Source organism: Acinetobacter sp. 226 (genome assembly GCF_048147925.1).
Classification (GTDB): domain Bacteria; phylum Pseudomonadota; class Gammaproteobacteria; order Pseudomonadales; family Moraxellaceae; genus Acinetobacter; species Acinetobacter pecorum.
On record NZ_JAYWYX010000006.1, the window covers coordinates 89,515 to 107,461 of the forward strand.

Genomic DNA, 17,947 nt, shown 5'->3' on the forward strand with positions numbered 1-17,947 from the left:
ATAGGCTGGGGCAAAGAGTCACAGCCCATTTTAAAAATATACATGTACTGCACCATGCAGTAAAAAATTGGAGTGCGTTATGCAAGCAACAATGGATCAAATGTCGGTTTGGATGTTGATTAGCCATGCCAGTGTGTTGGTGAAAGTAGTGATGTTGATTTTGGTTTTATCCTCAGTCGTAAGTTGGTATTTAATCGTGCGTCACGGTATGTTACTTCGTGGACAAGAGCAGCTTTGGAACCGCTTTTTAAAGAATTTTAGACAGCAAAAAGATCTCAATCTTTTACAGCAAGATTACCAACAGCCTGAACAACAGAAAGGCGTAGTCAGCATTTTTCAACATGGGGTGGATGAATACCATCAATTGATCAAAGATGAGCAACTCACTACAAGTGATGTGATTGATGGGGTAGAACGTCGTTTGCTCAGCAGCATCAGTGAAGAAGAAGAAAAGCTTCAGCAAAATCTGACCTTTCTTGCAACAGTCGGTTCAGTCAGCCCGTATATAGGCTTATTTGGAACGGTCTGGGGCATTATGAATGCGTTTATTGGACTGTCTGCCGTTGAACAGGCAACCCTCAATACAGTTGCACCAGGGATTGCAGAAGCGCTGATTGCGACAGCTATTGGTTTATTTGCCGCTATTCCTGCGGTCGTGGCGTATAACCGCTTTTCGGCACGTGCTGACAAGCTTTCCAGTCGTTATTACGGTTTTGCCAATGAGTTGCAAACGCGTATTTATCGTTTGTTGGGGCACACTGAGCGCACTTCGCGTTAAGGAGCAAGAACCATGATTAAGCGTCCTCAAAAATTAAAACCCAATGCTGAAATGAATGTGGTTCCTTATATTGATGTCATGTTGGTGTTGTTGGTAATTTTTATGGTGACTGCACCAATGTTGACGCAAGGCATTCAAATTGATTTGCCTAAAGTGGATGCCAATGTCATGCCCGCGTCACAACAGCAGCGTATTGTAACCTTATCTATTCAAGCCAATGGCCAGTATTACTGGAATATTGGATCAGAAGTGAATACCGAGAAAGTTACGGATCAGGCCATTGATTTAGCCACTATGCAACAAAAGCTCGTTCCGATTATTCAAAAAGATAAAAGCTTACAGTTTTATGTACGTGCCGATCAGGATGCTGATTATCAACTGGTTGCACAGGCCATAGCATCCTTGCAAAAAAGTGGGGTAACGAACTTGGGGCTAGTGACAGAGGAACCACAATCATGATGACAACTGTTTCCAAAATTAGGTTTCGTGATCAAGGCCTAGCACTTTCGGTCACGGCTGGATTGCATATTGCGCTAATTGCATGGTTATGTACGGTTGAGATGCATGAAACATTGGCGGAACCCAAGCCGAAAACCATTCAATTACAATTTGTGCAAATACCCCCTCCAGCCAAACAACAACCTGAACCTAAAAAGCCTGAGCCGATAGTCGAAGAAAAACCCTTACATGAGCCTGTCAAGAAACAGCTTGAGAAACCTACTGAAGTCCAACCGAAAACCACCAAGAAGTTTGTAGAGTCACAGAGCAACAAAATTGTACCTACAGCGTCTAAACCGACACAGCAAGTCGTGACGGAAAAGCAAACGGCAGTAGCGGAATCTCAGAAAACAGTAGATACGCAGTCTCAAGCGGATATACCAACTCAGACGAAGACCCAGAAATCAGTAGAACCTAAAGCACAAACTCATCCTGAATCATTTGATGTTAAAAATTATCAACCTGTTACAAAAATAGCACCAGCTTATCCTGAACAAGCTTTGGATCGTAAGCTGGAGGGGGATTGTACGGTGGTGTATAGCGTGAACGAAAAAGGACGGGTAGAAAATCCAAAGGCACAAGGCGACTGCCATCCGATGTTTGTACGACCTTCGATTCAGGCTGCTCTCACTTTTAAATATCAGCCTCGTCTCGTCGATGGCAAACCGACCAGTGTGTCGAATGTTAAAAATACCTTCCAATATCGTATTGAAAGTTAATCTTATTCCGTGGGTGCCATAAATTCTCTTTTAAGCTCTTTTCATTTCTATATTTTTCAATTGCCCGTACTCTTCTTGCCGATAATATTTAGTAGTAAATTCAATATACTATACGATTACATGGTTATTACTGCTCAAAAAAACAGTAAAAATATCATAGAAGCTATCTTATGGAGGCTATGTACGGGTGCGACATGGCATGATATTCCTCAAGAGCTCTGCCCTTTGCAAACTGCTTACAATCGATTTCATCACAGGCAAGTTAAGATACTTTTTTAACTGTCATGATCCTGAGCAGATCCAAGAATACACGGAATTGGGTATTTTAGGTGTTGGTCGAATCCACAGAAATAATTCTAGTGAAGTAGAAAAAATGGCTAATGCTGTGCGCTATTTAGTACGGCCTGAAAAAGATGCGCAACATCTGCGTGTGAAATGCAAAGCCAAGATGCGTACATTTCAATGAGTTGAAAATAATCTCAAATATACATTATCTAGATGAAAACGAGGTTTTAAATACTTTGCAAGGCTTGCCAATCGGTGAGCCTTTGTCATTTCTAGAGGTATATATTATGAGTTTAAATTGTCCTTATTGTTTTTCGGATCAGGTTATTCAAGTGGTTAATCAGCAGGTGAGTGGATCTGATTCTACAGGTCTAGCCGCATCTGCATCGTTCGCAACTATCGGTGCAACCATTTCAAAGGGTTTACCTTTGCCTGTATCACCACTGCTTGGCGGGCTTGCAGGTGCAGTCATTGGTGGCCTATTCAGTAGTGTGTTTGATGAGCCTAAAAAGCCGATCACGCTGACCTATTATCACTGCAATCACTGTCAGCAGAATTTTCGTTGAATTAGCATAGGAGATAAGAACGATGGCACATCAAATCGAACAAATCGCCTATGTTGGCGAAACCCCTTGGCATGGTCTCGGTAATCAGCTGAGTCCGAATCAACCACTCGAAGTATGGGCACAGCAAGCCGGGATGGACTGGCGGATTGAATCCTCGAACGTCAGCTATATGGCACAAAATGAACGTGGTCAGAGCATTATCATGCCATTTGAAGAGCAGCGTGTCTTGTATCGTTCAGATACCCATGCACCTTTATCTGTAGTCAGTCAGCGTTATCAGGAAGTTCAGCCTAAAGAGATTCTGGAGCTCTACCGGGATCTGACTGAACAATCAGGCTTTGAGCTAGAAACTGCGGGGGTGCTGAAAGGTGGGAAGAAGTTCTGGGCTTTGGCACGTACCGGGCAAAGCACTGCATTAAAGTCTAAGGATGTCAGTAATGGTTATATCTTGCTGGCTACTGCGTGTGACGGCACGTTGGCAACGACGGCACAGTTCACCAGTATCCGGGTGGTCTGTAACAACACTTTAGCCATTGCTCTACGTGGACAGAGCAGTAGTGCAGGTGTAGTGAAGGTTCCACATAGTACCAAGTTTGATGCAGAGAAAGTGAAGCAGCAATTGGGTATTTCAGTTCGTGCCTGGGATGAGCACATGTATGAAATGAAACAACTCACACAGCGTAAGGTGAGTCAGCAGGAAGCCAAAGCTTACTTTGATGCCGTGTTTAATAATAGCACCATGTCAATTTCCGATCCTGAAGAAAACATCATTCAATTTTATCGTAATGTCGCGCAGCAAGTTCAGGAGAAAAAGCCTGAACCCAATGGTCGTGCCATGAATAAAGCTTTAGAGATGTTTAATGGACAAGGACGCGGTGCTGACCTGTCATCAGCGAAAGATACAGCTTATGGATTACTTTGTTCGATCACGGAATTTGTGGATCATGAACGACGTGCCATGAGTACCGACCATCGACTGGATTCAGCCTGGTTCGGTGCAGGTGCTGGTCTTAAACAAAGAGGATTGGAGCAAGCACTTGCTTTGATCGCCTGAAATTAACTGACTCACTCATGTCGAAATCAAGTCACCCCAAACAAATGCTCATCAGAGCACTCATGTAACCCCTCTCAATTAAAACAGCAAGCAAATCGCCATACCCGACCTCGTGTCGGGTATGGCTTTTTTATGCATTTCTTTTACAGAGATCAGAATTTATAAGGATAATTCCATGAATCAAATTGTATCTATTTCCCATCAGCCTACGACTGTAGGATCAAAGATCGTAGTCAATCCAACTATCACCACTAAACGCTCAACAGTAGCCAAGCGGCTGGTCAACACCAAAGATATGGCGTATCAAGATTGGCTTGAAGTCCGTAAACAAGGCATTGGCAGCAGTGATGCAGCAACAGCATGTGGCTTAAATCCATACATGTCCATGTTAGAGCTTTGGCTGATCAAAACAGGTCGTCAGACTCAATCCATTGAAGATGAAAGTTCAGGTATAGCACCTCTGTATTGGGGCAAACAGCTCGAACCTTTAGTGGCTGAGTATTACAGCATGCACACCAATAATAAGGTACGTCGAGTCAATGCCGTGTTACAGCACCCTGATCCCGATAAATACTTTATGTTAGCCAATCTGGATTACAGCGTGGTCGGCAGCGATGAAGTCCAAATTTTGGAATGCAAAACAGCAGGTGAGCATGGAGCAAAATTGTGGCGTGATGGTGTGCCTTTATATGTGCTTTGTCAGGTACAACATCAACTGGCAGTGACTGGTAAACAGGCAGCGCATGTTTGTGTCTTGATCTGTGGGCATGAAACCAAGATCTTCAAAGTGACACGATCAGAATCCGTGATTGAACATATTGTTCAAGCAGAACGATATTTCTGGGAATGCGTGGAAAAGGATACACCACCATCCGTGGATGCCAGTGAATCCGCAGCTAAAGCGATTCAACAACTTTATCCAGTGCATGTACCTTTAACCGTAGAGGATCTCTCGCAAAATGAAAATGCCAATTTGATGTTCGACCAGCTCATCAAAATGAAGGAAGAGATTCAGCATAAGCAGGAACGCTTTGACCAGCTTAAACATGAAATCCAGATGATGATGCAAGACAAGGAAAGGGCAGTCTTTGCTCATGGCTCAGTAGTCTGGAAGAAAGCCAAGGATTCTATCAGTCTCAATACCAAAGCATTGCTTCAGTACCAGCCTGAACTCATCGAGCTTTATCCACTTCAAAAGCAGGGCAGTCGTCGATTCAACATCTATTCCGACTAAGCCCTATTTACAGCACCAAATCAAAAATTCACAAAAATCGCTCCCCGCTCTCTACCCTTCGGTAGAGAGCAAATCGGTCGCGATCTCTGTAGCACTTTATCTGGCTCTACACTCTTTGGGTAACTTATTTGGTCCTTGTTCTGACCTACATACATAGACCCAAATTTGTAAGGTAATACATTAAGGAATATCAACATGATTAAAGGTTTAGCAATTACCCCACCAATCCTGGGACGGATCAGTATCGGTCGTATGATCGAAAAGAATGGCAAACGCCTACCGGAAAAAGATGATCAATTCACCATTACGTCCCAGATTCAAAGCAAAGAAGGCTGGGTTAAACATCCACTGGATGATCAGCTTCGAGCCAATACGCCTAATCAAAAGTTGCGCTCAATCCCTGTTCGCATGATCTTCAATGATCCTGATCTAAACTTACGGGCGGAATATACCTTATTTGATCGACAGACTGGCCGTCCAGTATGTGTCGGCAACGGTGAAACATGCCAGCGTTTAACCAATCAAGGCGTGGAGCAGCATCCCTGTCCATCCCCTGATTTATGTCCATTGGCTCAAGGAGGGAACTGCAAGCCCTATGGTCGTTTGCATGTGAACTTAGATGAATCGGATGAATTTGGAACTTTTATCTTTAGAACCACAGGCTTTAATAGTATTCGGACTTTGGCTGCACGGTTGAACTATTACCATGCAGCTTCAGGAGGCTTGTTGTCATGTCTACCCTTGCAATTGATATTGCGGGGCAAGAGTACGACACAGAGTTATCGTCAGCCAGTGTATTACGTGGATCTAACGTTAAGGGAGGGGATCAGTTTAAATGAAGCGATTATTCAGGCGAAGCAAATTGATGAGCAGAGTAAGCAGGCGGGGTTTTATCAGGAAGCTTTAGACTTTACCGCAAGGAAGGGTTTGGGGAATGGAAGGATGGACGTAGACATGGAGGAAGGTTTGGATGTAATTGAGGAGTTTTATCAGCCTGTTGAAGGCCAGCAGATTGAGGAGACTCAGACTGCATTTGATATTCAACAGGGATTGAAAGGATCAGTGACGGCTTTGAATTAAATCGAACAGGGTAAAACCTTACGAGATTGCCGTATCTCATGAGCGAGTTGCTCGAAATCATGAGATAGGAGTAAACATCATGAATGCATTTGTTGGTCAAACTTTCCCGATGAATCAAATCGTTAATATTAAAGATGTGGTTCAATTTACAAGTATTAGTCGAGCTAAAATCTATGAAATGATTAATGAGAAATCAAAATACTACGATCCTACTTTTCCAAAGCCTGTGCGACTAAGTGAATCTCGTATTGGCTGGTCAGCTTGGGAAATAAATCAATGGATTGAAGATAAGCTGGAAAATCGTGAATAAAAGTGGGGAGCTTCGGCTCCCTTATTTTTTGGTTTTCAGTAAACTATGGAAATGTTAAAAATCTAAAGAATAAAATGAATCAAGCCATTCACTACTACAATCAAAAGATGCTTTAAACGACATTTTCTGTCGCTGAGTGAAATCAATTCAGTGATTAATCACTATTTTTTCCAAAAGTTCAACAAAATTTCAGTAAGATAAAGGTAAGCAAGTTTTCAGTTGATGCTACTGCGTCAAATAAGAACCAGGATTTTTCAGAACACTATGACCAACAATAACTTTTCACAAATCGCTTCTTTCATCTGGTCGGTTGCCGACCTGCTGCGTGGTGACTTCAAACAATCGCAATATGGTCGCATCATTCTACCATTTACCTTGTTGCGTCGTCTGGAATGTGTACTGGAAGAAAGCAAGGCTGCGGTACTGGCAGAACATGAAAAAGTCTCCAAGCTGAATCTGCCAGAAGAAGCTCAAGAAAAGTTATTGCTGCGTGCCACCAACGGTCTAGCCTTCTTTAACACCTCCCCAATGGATCTCAGCAAAATGGGACAGAGTGACATCAAGGCCAACTTGAGCACCTATGTGCAAAGTTTCTCTAAAGATGCCCGTGAGATTTTTGAATACTTTAACTTCATCGAATTTGTGGGCCTCCTCGATGATGCCAACCTTTTGTATAAAGTCGTGCAAAAGTTTGCGACCACGGATCTGAGTCCAAAGAATGTATCCAACCATGACATGGGCTTGGTGTTTGAAGAACTGATCCGTCGTTTTGCCGAAGGTTCTAATGAAACCGCAGGGGAGCACTTTACCCCGCGTGACATCGTACGTTTGACCACTGCACTGGTGTTTATGGAAGATGATGACGTCCTGACTAAAGACGGCATTATCCGTACCATTTACGACCCGACAGCGGGGACGGGTGGCTTCCTGTCTTCAGGGATGGAATATCTGCATGAGCTGAACCCAAATGCGGTGATGCGTGCGTTTGGTCAGGAACTCAATCCGGAATCCTACGCCATCTGTAAAGCCGACATGCTGATCAAAGGCCAGGACGTGAGCCGGATTAAACTTGGCAACACGCTGTCGAATGACCAGCTTGCTGTGGATCAGTTTGACTACATGCTGTCTAACCCACCCTTTGGGGTGGACTGGAAAAAGATCGAACAGGACATCAAGGACGAACATGAACACAAGGGCTTTGATGGTCGTTTCGGTGCAGGCTTGCCACGGGTATCGGATGGTTCACTACTATTCCTAATGCACCTGATCAGCAAGATGCGTGATGCCAGCAGTACCGAGAGCGGTAGCCGCATCGGCATTATCTTGAATGGTTCACCGTTATTTACCGGTAGTGCGGGCAGTGGTGAAAGCGAGATCCGTCGCTATATTTTAGAAGCCGACTTGCTTGAAGCCATTATTGCCTTACCAAATGACATGTTCTACAACACCGGGATTGCCACCTATATCTGGGTACTCAGCAATAAAAAAGCCGCTGAACGTAAAGGCAAGGTACAGCTGATCAATGCCTCAAACCTCAGTACCAAAATGCGTAAGTCGCTGGGTTCAAAACGTAACTATCTGACTGAAGCTGAAATTGCCACCATTACCCAAAATTACGGTGACTTTGTGGCGGTAGATACCTTGGCGCAGGATGGTGAAACTGAACAGCAAAAACCATTTGCCAGCAAGATTTTTGATAGCCATGAATTTGGCTACCGTCGCGTGACCATTGAACGTCCATTACGCTTATCGGCACAGATCACAGATAGCGCGATTGCTGCATTACGTTTTGCGCCAAAACCGTTTAATGCTGTGATGCAAAGTATCGATGCGCAATTGGGCACAGCCTTTGGTGCAGCGTGGACAGCAGAAACTTATGGTCAGTTGCAGGACGTTGCGCTTGAAGTTCGTGCCCTGATTAAAGCCGAGTTCCCTGAGCTAAAAGAAAAAGACATTAAAGAGGTACTGGACAGCAAAATCTGGCTATTCCAGAAAGCCTTGATGGAAAAAGCCCAAGTGTTACAGAACGTGATAGGCACTGAGCAGTTTGATGATTTCAACCAGTTTGATGAAGTGCTGAAAAAATCCCTCAAGCAGACAGACATCAAGCTGGATGCCAAAGAGAAGAAACAGCTGTTAGATGCCATCACCTGGAAAAATCCTGAAGCAGAACCAGTGATTAACAAGGTCGTGAAACAGGCGGAAAATCCACTATATGGCCAGTTCAGCTACCAGGGTAAAGTGGTGGAGTTTGTGCAGGATGGGGATTTACGTGATGCCGAGAACATTGCACTGAATCCAAAAGTCAGCACCACAGAGTTGATTGAAGACTACTTTAAACGTGAAGTACAGCCACATGTGGCGGATGCCTGGATCAATGCCGACAAGCGCGATGAAAAAGATGGCGAGATTGGTATTGTTGGTTATGAAATTCCATTTAACCGTCATTTCTACGTGTACCAGCCGCCACGTGATTTAAGCGAGATTGATGCGGATTTGGATGCGGTGAGTGCCGAGATTATGCAACTGCTACAAGAGGTGCATTCATAATGGCAAAGTATAAAACCTATGCAGAGTATAAGGGCTCAGGTGTTGAGTGGTTAGGTGAGATTCCTTGCCATTGGGATTTAAAGCCGATCAAATATTTATTTGAAATTATAAATGGTTCAACTCCAAAATCTGGCGAAGAGGCTTTTTGGGATGGTGAAATTACATGGATAACACCATCTGATCTGAGTAAATTGCGTTCCCAGGTTATTGGGGAGTCAATTAGAACTATTACAAAGAAAGGATTAGATTCTTGTGGGACAAGTCTTGTTCCAAGTGACACGATTATTTTATCTTGCCGTGCCCCAATTGGTTCATTGGCTGTCACAAGTAAAGAGGCTTGTACGAATCAAGGGTGTAAATCTCTAGTTAAAAAATACGATTTATCTACAAAGTTTTTCTACTACTATTTAAGTATATCTACTAAACAATTGAATAACTTAGGTCGTGGTACGACATTCTTAGAGCTATCTTCAGATGAGCTTGGGAGCTATGCTTTAGGTATTCCAAATGCTGAAGAACAAACTCAAATCGCTAATTTCCTCGACCACGAAACTGCCAAAATCGATAACCTGATTCAACAACAACAACAATTGATTGAACTGCTGAAAGAAAAACGTCAGGCGGTGATTAGCCATGCCGTGACCAAAGGACTTGATCCAAATGTTCCGATGAAAGATTCGGGTGTGGAGTGGTTAGGCGAAGTGCCGGAGCATTGGATCGTTGCAGGATTTAAGAAATATTTATCATCTATCGTGGACTATAGAGGTAAAACCCCAGAAAAGGTAGATGAGGGAATATTTCTTGTCACTGCTAGAAATATTAAAAAAGGAAAAATCGATTACAGTCTTTCGCAAGAATATGTGTCTGACAATGACTATGACCAAATCATGAGTCGAGGTTCTCCTCTAATTGGCGATGTTTTATTTACAACAGAAGCGCCATTAGGAGAAGTTTCACAAGTGGATAGAACAGACATTGCACTTGCACAGAGAATTATTAAATTTCGTGGTCAGGACAACGTATTAGATAATACGTTCTTAAAATTTTTTATGATGTCTACCTCATTTCAAGATAGTTTGATGACGTTTGCTAGTGGATCGACAGCTTTAGGAATTAAAGCTGAAAGATTAGGTTATTTAAAACAATTAATTCCCCCATTAAATGAACAGCAAGAGATCGTTAAACATATTGAAAAGTGTGTACATCAATTTGATGGTTTAGAAAAAAAGATGCGTGATGCTATTTCTCTAATGCAAGAACGCCGAACCGCCCTGATCTCAGCCGCAGTCACTGGCAAAATCGACGTGCGCCACTGGCAATCGCCAACGGTTGCTGAGACAGACACGGAGTTAAGCGCATGAATCTAGACGCCACCCGTGAAAGCATTTTCCAGAACGACATCATTCAACAGATGCTGGCTCAGGGCTGGCAACTCGGTACGCCACAAGGCTATAACCGTGAAACTGCCTTGTATGAGCAGGACGTACTCGACTTTGTACAGCAGACGCAAAGCCAGGACTGGCAGAAATTCCAGCGTATCTTTCCGAATGATACCGAACGGCATTTTCTAGAAGCCGTGGTTGCCCAGTTGAAGAAAGCCGACATCAATGCCACTGATGAACAGTCACGTAGCTATGGTACTTTAGGTGTGCTGCGTCACGGAGTGAAAACCCGCAGCGCACGATTTTTCCTCTGTCAGTTTAAACCAGAACATGCGCTGAATCCCGATACCTTAGCCAATTACAAAAAGAACATCTGCCGCATTGTGCCGGAATTGGTCTATAGCCCGTATGCTACGGCTGCCGAGTTACAGGACACTGGCAAACAGGCCAAGAAATGGCGTATTGACTTGGTGCTGTTTATCAACGGCTTTCCGGTGGCAACACTGGAACTCAAGTCCGAGTTTAAGCAGGCGGTGCAGAATGCCATGTTGCAGTACAAACGCACCCGCTTGCCGAAAGATCCAGAAACCAACAAGCCTGAACCCTTGCTGATGTTTAAGCGTGGCGCATTGGTACACTTTGCCGTGAGTCAATACGAAGTCTATATGGCGACCCAATTGGCCGGAGAAGATACTTTCTTCCTGCCATTCAATAAAGGCACACATGACGGTGGCGCAGGCAATGATGTGCCAGAAGACCAGAATCAGTACGCTACGGCCTATCTGTGGAACGAAGTCCTCACGCCGGACAATTTGCTGAATATCATTGGACGTTTTGTCCATCTGCAAATTGAAGAAAAAGAAGACTGGGAAGGCCGCAAGTACAAAAAAGAACTGCTGATCTTCCCGCGTTACCACCAGTGGAATGTGGTCACCAAACTGATCAATGCCGCCTTAGAGGAGGGCACTGGACAGAAATATCTGATTCAGCACAGTGCAGGTTCAGGTAAGTCCAACTCGATTGCCTGGACAGCACATCAGTTGTCGACCCTGTACGATCAACACAATCAGAAACTGTTTGATTCGGTGATTGTGGTCACGGATCGTACCATTCTGGATGCCCAGCTACAGGACACCATCTACCAGTTTGAACATGCCGATGGCGTGGTCGGACGCATCAATAACAAAGAAGGCGATGGCTCCAAATCGGAAAAACTGGCCAAGGCACTGGAAACCTCACAGCCGATTATCATTGTGACCATCCAGACTTTCCCCTTTGTGTTGCGTGCGATTGAAAACAGTACCAACCTGAAACAGCGACGCTATGCGGTGATTGCCGATGAAGCGCATTCTTCGCAAAGCGGCTCTACGGCACGACAGCTGAAAGAAGTGTTGATGCTGGAAGAGCGCGAAGAGGATGCTGAACTGTCTTCGGAAGATATTCTGGATGCCGTGGTTGCAGCACGTAAGGGCAGTAATAACCTCAGTTACTATGCCTTTACCGCGACACCGAAAGACAAAACCCTGCAACTGTTTGGCCGTGTACCCAATCCTGAGCTACCGCCATCCAAGCAAAACAAGCCGGAAGCCTTCCATGTTTACTCCATGCGCCAAGCCATTGAAGAAGGCTTTATTCTGGATGTGCTGAAAAACTACACCAACTATAAAGTGGTGTATAAGCTCAAACAAAAAATTGAACAAGCCGACAAACAGGTCGATGCCAAAAAAGCCAAGATCAGGCTGAATCAATGGGTACGCCTGCATGACCACAACATTTCCCAGAAAGTGAAAGTCATTGTCGAGCATTTTAAAAATAACGTGATGGGCTTATTGGGTGGGCAGGCTAAAGCCATGGTGGTGACCAGTTCACGTAAAGAAGCGGTGCGTTACAAGCTGGCCTTTGACAAATACGTGACAGATCAGGGCTATAAGTCCATTCAGGCTATGGTCGCTTTCTCGGGTGAGGTTGAGTTTAATGACAAGGATACCGACAGCAGTGGTTTAGTCGGGCAGACCTTTAATGAACGCAACATGAACCCGGGGCTAAAAGGACGGGAAATGCGCAAGGCCTTTGACAGTGATGACTATCAGGTGATGCTGGTGGCTAACAAGTTCCAGACCGGCTTTGACCAACCGAAACTGTGTGCCATGTACGTAGACAAAAAGCTGGGTGGTGTTGAGTGCGTACAGACCTTGTCTCGCCTGAACCGCACCTATCCGGGCAAAGCGGAATCTGGCACCTTTGTCTTGGATTTCTTTAACGATCCTGAAGACATTCTTGGGGCCTTCCAGCCTTACTACCAAACCGCAGAACTGGCTGATGTATCGAATCCGGATCAGATCTTTGACCTGTTTGAAAAGCTGAAAGCCAGCAAGATTTTCTTGTGGACGGAAGTCGAGCAGTTTGTAGAAGCCTTCTTTACCAAGAACAAATCCAATGCTGCGATCAGTAATATCTGCAAACCCGCGGTTGAACGCTGGCAGAAACGTTATAGTCAGGCCATCGAAGCCTATAACACCACCCGTGACATGCTGGAACGCTGCAAGAAAACCAATGATGTGGTGCTGATTGCCAATGCTGACAATGCCTTTAAAGAGGCCAAGTTGGAAAAAGACAAGCTGGAAATCTTTAAAAAAGACTTGGGAAGCTTTACCCGTTTCTACGAGTTTATGTCGCAGATCGTGGACTACGATGACAAAGAACTGGAGAAGCTCAGTCTGTATGCACGTAACCTGCGTCCATTGCTGCGTGAAACCGCAACGAAAGACGATGAGGTGGATCTAAGTAATGTCAGTATGAGCCATTACCGCTTGTCCAAGATCCGTCAGCAAGACATCAAGCTGAAAGAAGATGCCGAAGATTTTAAGCTAGAACCCGGCAATGACCTCGGTGCAGCCAAGCCACGCGATAAGAAAGAAGAGTTCCTGTCACAGATTATTGAGCGTCTGAATGATGTTTTTATCACTGATAACCTAACCGATAAAGACATGCTGAACTATGCCTATACGGTACGTGACAAGCTGGCGGAAAATGAGATTGTGATGAAGCAGATTGCCAACAATACCCGTGAACAAGCCATGCTGGGTGATTTCCCGAAAGCGATGGATGATGCCATTCTTGGTAGCAGTGCCGCACATCAGGAACAGATGATGCAGTTGCTGTCTGATCCGGCGAAGGCCAGCATATTTGCACGGGTGATCTTTGATATGTTGAGCAGTCGATAATTTTTTAAACATTTTAGAATTAAATTTTTGAGTATAGGGGTGTATTGATATGTTGGCTTTTGCTGAATTTCTGCAGAATTATTTTATCATTCCTGTGGGAATGCTCATTTTTGTATTATGGATTGGGTTTAAATTCTATTCTAAATATATCAAACCTGCCAAAAAATTAAGTGGGCAATTATCAGTGCTAATTAATGACTTCAAAGGAATGGATAAAAACCCTAGTCGAAATAAGCATTCATTAGATGAAAAATTCGAAAATAATACGCCTTTAAAACATGCTTGGTTGAATTATAAAAAGTCTCTTCATGACATTTATGAAACTGTAGATGGAGAAGATGTACTAGGTTCCTCACGTGCAACAGTATCAAGTGATGTATTTTTTTCTCAATCAGTGATTGTGGATACCCCTTTAAGAGTTGAGTTTTATAAGCACTTGCCAGGTATTATCACTGGTGTAGGTATTATTGCTACATTTGCTGGCCTTCTATTTGGATTATTAGCTTTTGATCCTGCAGGTGATCCAGCAAAAGTTCAAGACAGTTTAGGCTTGTTATTAGGTGGGGTAAGTGAAGCATTCATGGCTTCTGCACTTGCGATAGGGACTGCAATGATTATCACTTGGCGCGAAAAATCGTGGTTGCGTCAGTGTTATGAACAGTTAGAAACTTTAACGACAGAAATTGATAAGCTTTTTGAAGCCGATTCTACTGGAGAAGAATATTTATCCAAGCTTGTTAAATTATCGAAATCGAGCGAAAGCACTGCCCGTCAATTAAAAGATAGTCTAGTGAATGAATTAAAAGTCATGATGACGAATTTGGTTGAAGAAAATAAAAAGAATCAGATTGCCTTTTCTGCACAGTTAAGTGAAAACTATGCGAAATCTAGTCAGGATATGGCGACTCAGATTGGTCAATCGATTACGGATACCTTGCAAGCACCTCTAGATAAAATTGCGTCTAGCGTACAACAAGTGAGTGGTGACCAAGGTTCAGCCGTCCAAGAACTCATGACTGATGTGCTTACAGCCTTTATGAGTAAATTGGAGTCTACGTTTGGCAGTCAAATGACGGGCATGAATGAGATGATGACTCAATCAGTATCCGCCATGAAGGAGATGCAATTAGGTTTTTCCCAATTACTGACAGATATGAAAATTAATAGTGAAACTTCGACGAAAACATTAGAAATACAGATGTCGAAAATGATTGAAGATATTCAACAAAAACAAAATGAGATGTCTGATCAAATGAATTTAATGGTGGATCATTTATCTCAAGGTGCCGCAAAAATTGGAGAACAAGGCCAACATGCGATTGAGCAGTTAAATGGCAAAGTCTCGGAGTTGATAGGGAATCTAGGCGGAACGATGTCTGAGTTAATGTCAGATGTCACGAAACAGCGTACGGAACAAGATCGTGTAATTCTAGAAAATCAGCAAAAATTGCACGAACAATCATCTGCATTAATTGATAATTTAGGAACTGAAATTAAAGATTTGATTGCACACAGTCAAAATGCGGTCCAAGTCTATAAAGAAAATATTCAGAAATTATCTCAAGTGACAACGGATAGTATTACGGGTATGAATAACGGCGCTGAAAAAATGCGCTTAGCTTCTGAACAGTTTAATACTGCGGGCAGTTCTTTGATTACAGTGACTGATAAGACATCACAGCTAATTGCAGAAGTAAGTACCACCTCTACGCATTTGACCAGCGCAAGCAGCAATTTAATCTCTCTATTAAAAGACTATAAAGACTCACAAGAGAGTGTTAAACAGGCAATCAGTACTTTAGACGGTTTAATTAAACAAGCTCAAGCCAAAGTTGGTATGAGCAGTGAAATGCTGAAAGATATGAATCAGATGACAACTGCACTCAATCAAGTGAAGAAAGAAATGCAGGATTATCTTGAGCAAGTCAGTGATGTGTTGGTGAAAAGCTTTGAGAGTTTTGGTTCCTCTGTAGAAACCAGCTTAAATCATTCTTTAGGTGCTTTTGATAATACACTTGATCAAGCTGTAAAACGCCTTGCAACGGGTGTAGAAGGCTTGGGTAGTTTTGTAGAAGATCTGGAAGATCTCGTACAACAAAAGAAAAACTAATTTTGGGGTACATGATTAATGTTAGGTAACAGGTACTCTAAGAAACCACGTTCTAAAGATGAAGGTGAAAAACCTTTTTGGATTTCATTTGCTGATTTAATGACAGCATTAATGACCTTGTTTTTAGTCGTAATGGCTGTGTCATTAATGGTCGTAACGAAAAAAATCAATGAAGCAACTCAAGCTGAAAATCAACGTAGTTCAGAGATTATGGATATTTGTACTAGTATTCAAAATGATGCCGCGTTGAAAAACAAGATTATTGCTGTTGATTGTAAGGACAATCGTATCAACTTTGGAGAAGCTGGTCGGTTTGGCCATAATGACTACCGGTTAAATGCAGCAGGTGTAGAGGCATTAAATACGTTAGTACCCATTGTTTTAAATGCTGCTAATAGTGAAAATGGAAAAAAATGGTTTAAACAAATTGTGATTGAAGGGTTCACCGATACAGATGGTTCATATCTTTATAACTTAAACTTAAGTTTACGTCGTTCAGAATGGGTTATGTGCAGTTTACTTGATTCAAAATTTAGTCATGGGTTAAGTCTGAGTGATGCACAAAAGAACCAAGTTAAACAACTGTTTTTGGCCGGTGGCGTTTCTTTTAATTCAGCTAAGGATAGTAAAGAAGCCTCACGTCGTGTTGAGCTACGGATGCAATTCTATGGTTTAAAAGAAAAGGAAAACGCTGAACCACAGCCACATTTCGTCTCATCTCCTGTTGAAACATGCCAATTGACACGGTGATAGTGATGAGTATTGCGAATCTGAAACGTCGTCTTGACGAAAAAATAAGTGTATTTTCTGAACCAACTCATATACAGACTAAATTTGTTAGACCTCAGCGTTTAATGAAAACATTGTCGATTATTGAGCATAAATTCGATGATCTTGAAAATGTACAACCATTAGAAGAAAAAATTATCAAATCAGTTCTAAAATTTGAACAACAAGGATTTGATGGTCTGACTAAACGAGATTGGAAAAATTTGGCTTGGTCTCTCAGTAAAAAGCTGCCCAATTATGAAGAAAAACTTTTATTCACACCTGTAGGTGTAAGATTAATTGATTATTTCAACCAATTGGGAATTGATCAACTTAAGTTTGTTTATTTTCCATTGTTGTATAGCTATTTTTCCTTTCAAGCAAAGGAATTAGAAAAACAACCTGATAGTTGGGTTAAGTTAAGAAATATATTAAATACGAACAAATCTTCCGTATTTAAAAATTCGACTCGACTAAAAAAATGGATGACGACTCTTATAGATAATTCAGAGGTTTTAACTACAGAACCTACGAAAAAATTTGTACGTGATTTTTTACAAGATAATGATGACAACAGAGTTGCTAATCAATTAGAAAGTTTAAGAATAGCTTCGGGTAGTTGGTTTTGGGATGATTTAATACGTTCATCCATTAAATCAATTAAAACAATGAAAGAGGATGAGTATTTTAAAATTATTCCACGTTTTTTAGTATTGCTTGAAAAAAATAAAATTTATAAAACTACTATTTTAGCTACACTTTTAGATCGTTATGCTAGTACTTCTCAGAGAGAGAAAGTACATGAGGTATTAAAACATCTAGCATTAAATCAATGGGGTAATCCTCAGTATGAATCATCAGCGGGATGGAATAACGTGAATGCAGACACCAAAAAAATGGTGATTCAGTGGTTTGTAAGGGCAGATTTAGAAGCTTTTTTCAATTTATTCAGTCGCGTAGCAGATATAGAGCGTTTTAATTACTGGATTAAATATATTGATAAGATTTCTTTTTCCCAGATTTTCTTAGGTCCTAATGCATTACACTCGACTCAGGCAGAGCATATTAAATTTAGAGAAATGAATAAAGGAAGGCTGAAACGTTTAACTCGATCGACTGCAAATAATAATGCTTTTATGCTCAAAATTGAAAATGTTTATGTTATGGATTTTTCGAGTGTAGGTAATGCTTGTTATATTACAAATTCAATACCTTATAGTGAAAGAGCAAGGGAGGTCAGTATTGATGAGCTCAAACCATGGCCACACTTATTAAAATTAAGTCATACACCAGGTTGGCAAATTCGATTTGATGAAAAATTAGCTGAATTAGGTATTTTCTCTAGTTCAGCTAATAATTCTAATTCAAGATATAAAAGGCATTATTAAA

Annotated in this window: 15 protein-coding genes; all 15 read left to right on the forward strand. The window is 42.2% G+C overall.

Annotated elements, in window-relative coordinates; translation table 11 throughout:
- The first annotated feature begins 79 nt into the window (after window positions 1–79).
- A complete protein-coding gene (gene tolQ, locus VXP95_RS04005; RefSeq protein ID WP_049590884.1) occupies window positions 80–778 on the forward strand; it encodes a protein TolQ in 699 nt (232 codons plus the stop codon).
- Window positions 779–790: 12 nt separating this feature from the next.
- The gene (tolR, locus tag VXP95_RS04010; protein ID WP_086208627.1) at window positions 791–1,237 is read left to right on the forward strand and encodes a protein TolR; all 447 of its coding nucleotides are present in this window, start codon (window positions 791–793) and stop codon (window positions 1,235–1,237) included.
- Window positions 1,234–1,995: an energy transducer TonB gene (locus tag VXP95_RS04015; RefSeq protein WP_218954028.1), complete on the forward strand. Its 762-nt coding sequence runs from the start codon at window positions 1,234–1,236 to the stop codon at window positions 1,993–1,995. Before tolR ends, VXP95_RS04015 begins: the two co-directional genes overlap by 4 nt.
- A gap of 120 nt (window positions 1,996–2,115) precedes the next feature.
- Window positions 2,116–2,274 carry a transposase gene (locus VXP95_RS04020; protein ID WP_163170403.1) on the forward strand — a complete coding sequence of 53 codons (159 nt, stop codon included), beginning with the start codon at window positions 2,116–2,118 and terminating at the stop codon, window positions 2,272–2,274.
- 293 nt (window positions 2,275–2,567) lie between these two features.
- The gene (locus VXP95_RS04025) at window positions 2,568–2,846 is read left to right on the forward strand and encodes a hypothetical protein (RefSeq protein WP_131273872.1); all 279 of its coding nucleotides are present in this window, start codon (window positions 2,568–2,570) and stop codon (window positions 2,844–2,846) included.
- Window positions 2,847–2,868: 22 nt separating this feature from the next.
- Window positions 2,869–3,900 (forward strand): DUF932 domain-containing protein, encoded by a 1,032-nt coding sequence (locus VXP95_RS04030; protein WP_416711483.1) that lies wholly within the window; start codon window positions 2,869–2,871, stop codon window positions 3,898–3,900.
- Window positions 3,901–4,075: 175 nt separating this feature from the next.
- Entirely contained in the window at window positions 4,076–5,134 is a 1,059-nt protein-coding gene (locus VXP95_RS04035; protein ID WP_416711485.1) for a YqaJ viral recombinase family protein, read from the forward strand.
- A gap of 195 nt (window positions 5,135–5,329) precedes the next feature.
- A complete protein-coding gene (locus VXP95_RS04040; RefSeq protein ID WP_416711487.1) occupies window positions 5,330–6,214 on the forward strand; it encodes a hydrolase or metal-binding protein in 885 nt (294 codons plus the stop codon).
- Window positions 6,215–6,293: 79 nt separating this feature from the next.
- The gene (locus VXP95_RS04045; protein ID WP_168400537.1) at window positions 6,294–6,524 is read left to right on the forward strand and encodes a helix-turn-helix transcriptional regulator; all 231 of its coding nucleotides are present in this window, start codon (window positions 6,294–6,296) and stop codon (window positions 6,522–6,524) included.
- 264 nt (window positions 6,525–6,788) lie between these two features.
- Window positions 6,789–9,074: a type I restriction-modification system subunit M gene (locus VXP95_RS04050; RefSeq protein WP_416711489.1), complete on the forward strand. Its 2,286-nt coding sequence runs from the start codon at window positions 6,789–6,791 to the stop codon at window positions 9,072–9,074.
- Window positions 9,074–10,435, forward strand: a complete 1,362-nt coding sequence (locus tag VXP95_RS04055; RefSeq protein WP_416711490.1) for a restriction endonuclease subunit S — start codon at window positions 9,074–9,076, stop codon at window positions 10,433–10,435. The genes VXP95_RS04050 and VXP95_RS04055 overlap by 1 nt, the downstream gene beginning before the upstream one ends.
- Entirely contained in the window at window positions 10,432–13,680 is a 3,249-nt protein-coding gene (locus VXP95_RS04060; RefSeq protein WP_416711491.1) for a type I restriction endonuclease subunit R, read from the forward strand. Before VXP95_RS04055 ends, VXP95_RS04060 begins: the two co-directional genes overlap by 4 nt.
- Before the next feature lie 49 nt (window positions 13,681–13,729).
- Window positions 13,730–15,790 carry an anti-phage ZorAB system protein ZorA gene (zorA, locus tag VXP95_RS04065; protein ID WP_416711493.1) on the forward strand — a complete coding sequence of 687 codons (2,061 nt, stop codon included), beginning with the start codon at window positions 13,730–13,732 and terminating at the stop codon, window positions 15,788–15,790.
- 18 nt (window positions 15,791–15,808) lie between these two features.
- Window positions 15,809–16,540: a type I Zorya anti-phage system protein ZorB1 gene (gene zorB1, locus VXP95_RS04070; RefSeq protein ID WP_034669816.1), complete on the forward strand. Its 732-nt coding sequence runs from the start codon at window positions 15,809–15,811 to the stop codon at window positions 16,538–16,540.
- 5 nt (window positions 16,541–16,545) lie between these two features.
- Complete coding sequence (locus tag VXP95_RS04075; protein WP_286862786.1) at window positions 16,546–17,946, forward strand: EH signature domain-containing protein; 1,401 nt, start codon at window positions 16,546–16,548, stop codon at window positions 17,944–17,946.
- Window position 17,947: the final 1 nt, after the last annotated feature.

Bases quoted from the DNA above. Each gene is read 5' to 3' on its own strand.
- tolQ (WP_049590884.1), top strand. From the start codon at position 80: ATGCAAGCAACAATGGATCAAATGTCGGTTTGGATGTTGATTAGCCAT.
- tolR (WP_086208627.1), top strand. From the start codon at position 791: ATGATTAAGCGTCCTCAAAAATTAAAACCCAATGCTGAAATGAATGTG.
- VXP95_RS04015 (WP_218954028.1), top strand. From the start codon at position 1,234: ATGATGACAACTGTTTCCAAAATTAGGTTTCGTGATCAAGGCCTAGCA.
- VXP95_RS04020 (WP_163170403.1), top strand. From the start codon at position 2,116: ATGGTTATTACTGCTCAAAAAAACAGTAAAAATATCATAGAAGCTATC.
- VXP95_RS04025 (WP_131273872.1), top strand. From the start codon at position 2,568: ATGAGTTTAAATTGTCCTTATTGTTTTTCGGATCAGGTTATTCAAGTG.
- VXP95_RS04030 (WP_416711483.1), top strand. From the start codon at position 2,869: ATGGCACATCAAATCGAACAAATCGCCTATGTTGGCGAAACCCCTTGG.
- VXP95_RS04035 (WP_416711485.1), top strand. From the start codon at position 4,076: ATGAATCAAATTGTATCTATTTCCCATCAGCCTACGACTGTAGGATCA.
- VXP95_RS04040 (WP_416711487.1), top strand. From the start codon at position 5,330: ATGATTAAAGGTTTAGCAATTACCCCACCAATCCTGGGACGGATCAGT.
- VXP95_RS04045 (WP_168400537.1), top strand. From the start codon at position 6,294: ATGAATGCATTTGTTGGTCAAACTTTCCCGATGAATCAAATCGTTAAT.
- VXP95_RS04050 (WP_416711489.1), top strand. From the start codon at position 6,789: ATGACCAACAATAACTTTTCACAAATCGCTTCTTTCATCTGGTCGGTT.
- VXP95_RS04055 (WP_416711490.1), top strand. From the start codon at position 9,074: ATGGCAAAGTATAAAACCTATGCAGAGTATAAGGGCTCAGGTGTTGAG.
- VXP95_RS04060 (WP_416711491.1), top strand. From the start codon at position 10,432: ATGAATCTAGACGCCACCCGTGAAAGCATTTTCCAGAACGACATCATT.
- zorA (WP_416711493.1), top strand. From the start codon at position 13,730: ATGTTGGCTTTTGCTGAATTTCTGCAGAATTATTTTATCATTCCTGTG.
- zorB1 (WP_034669816.1), top strand. From the start codon at position 15,809: ATGTTAGGTAACAGGTACTCTAAGAAACCACGTTCTAAAGATGAAGGT.
- VXP95_RS04075 (WP_286862786.1), top strand. From the start codon at position 16,546: ATGAGTATTGCGAATCTGAAACGTCGTCTTGACGAAAAAATAAGTGTA.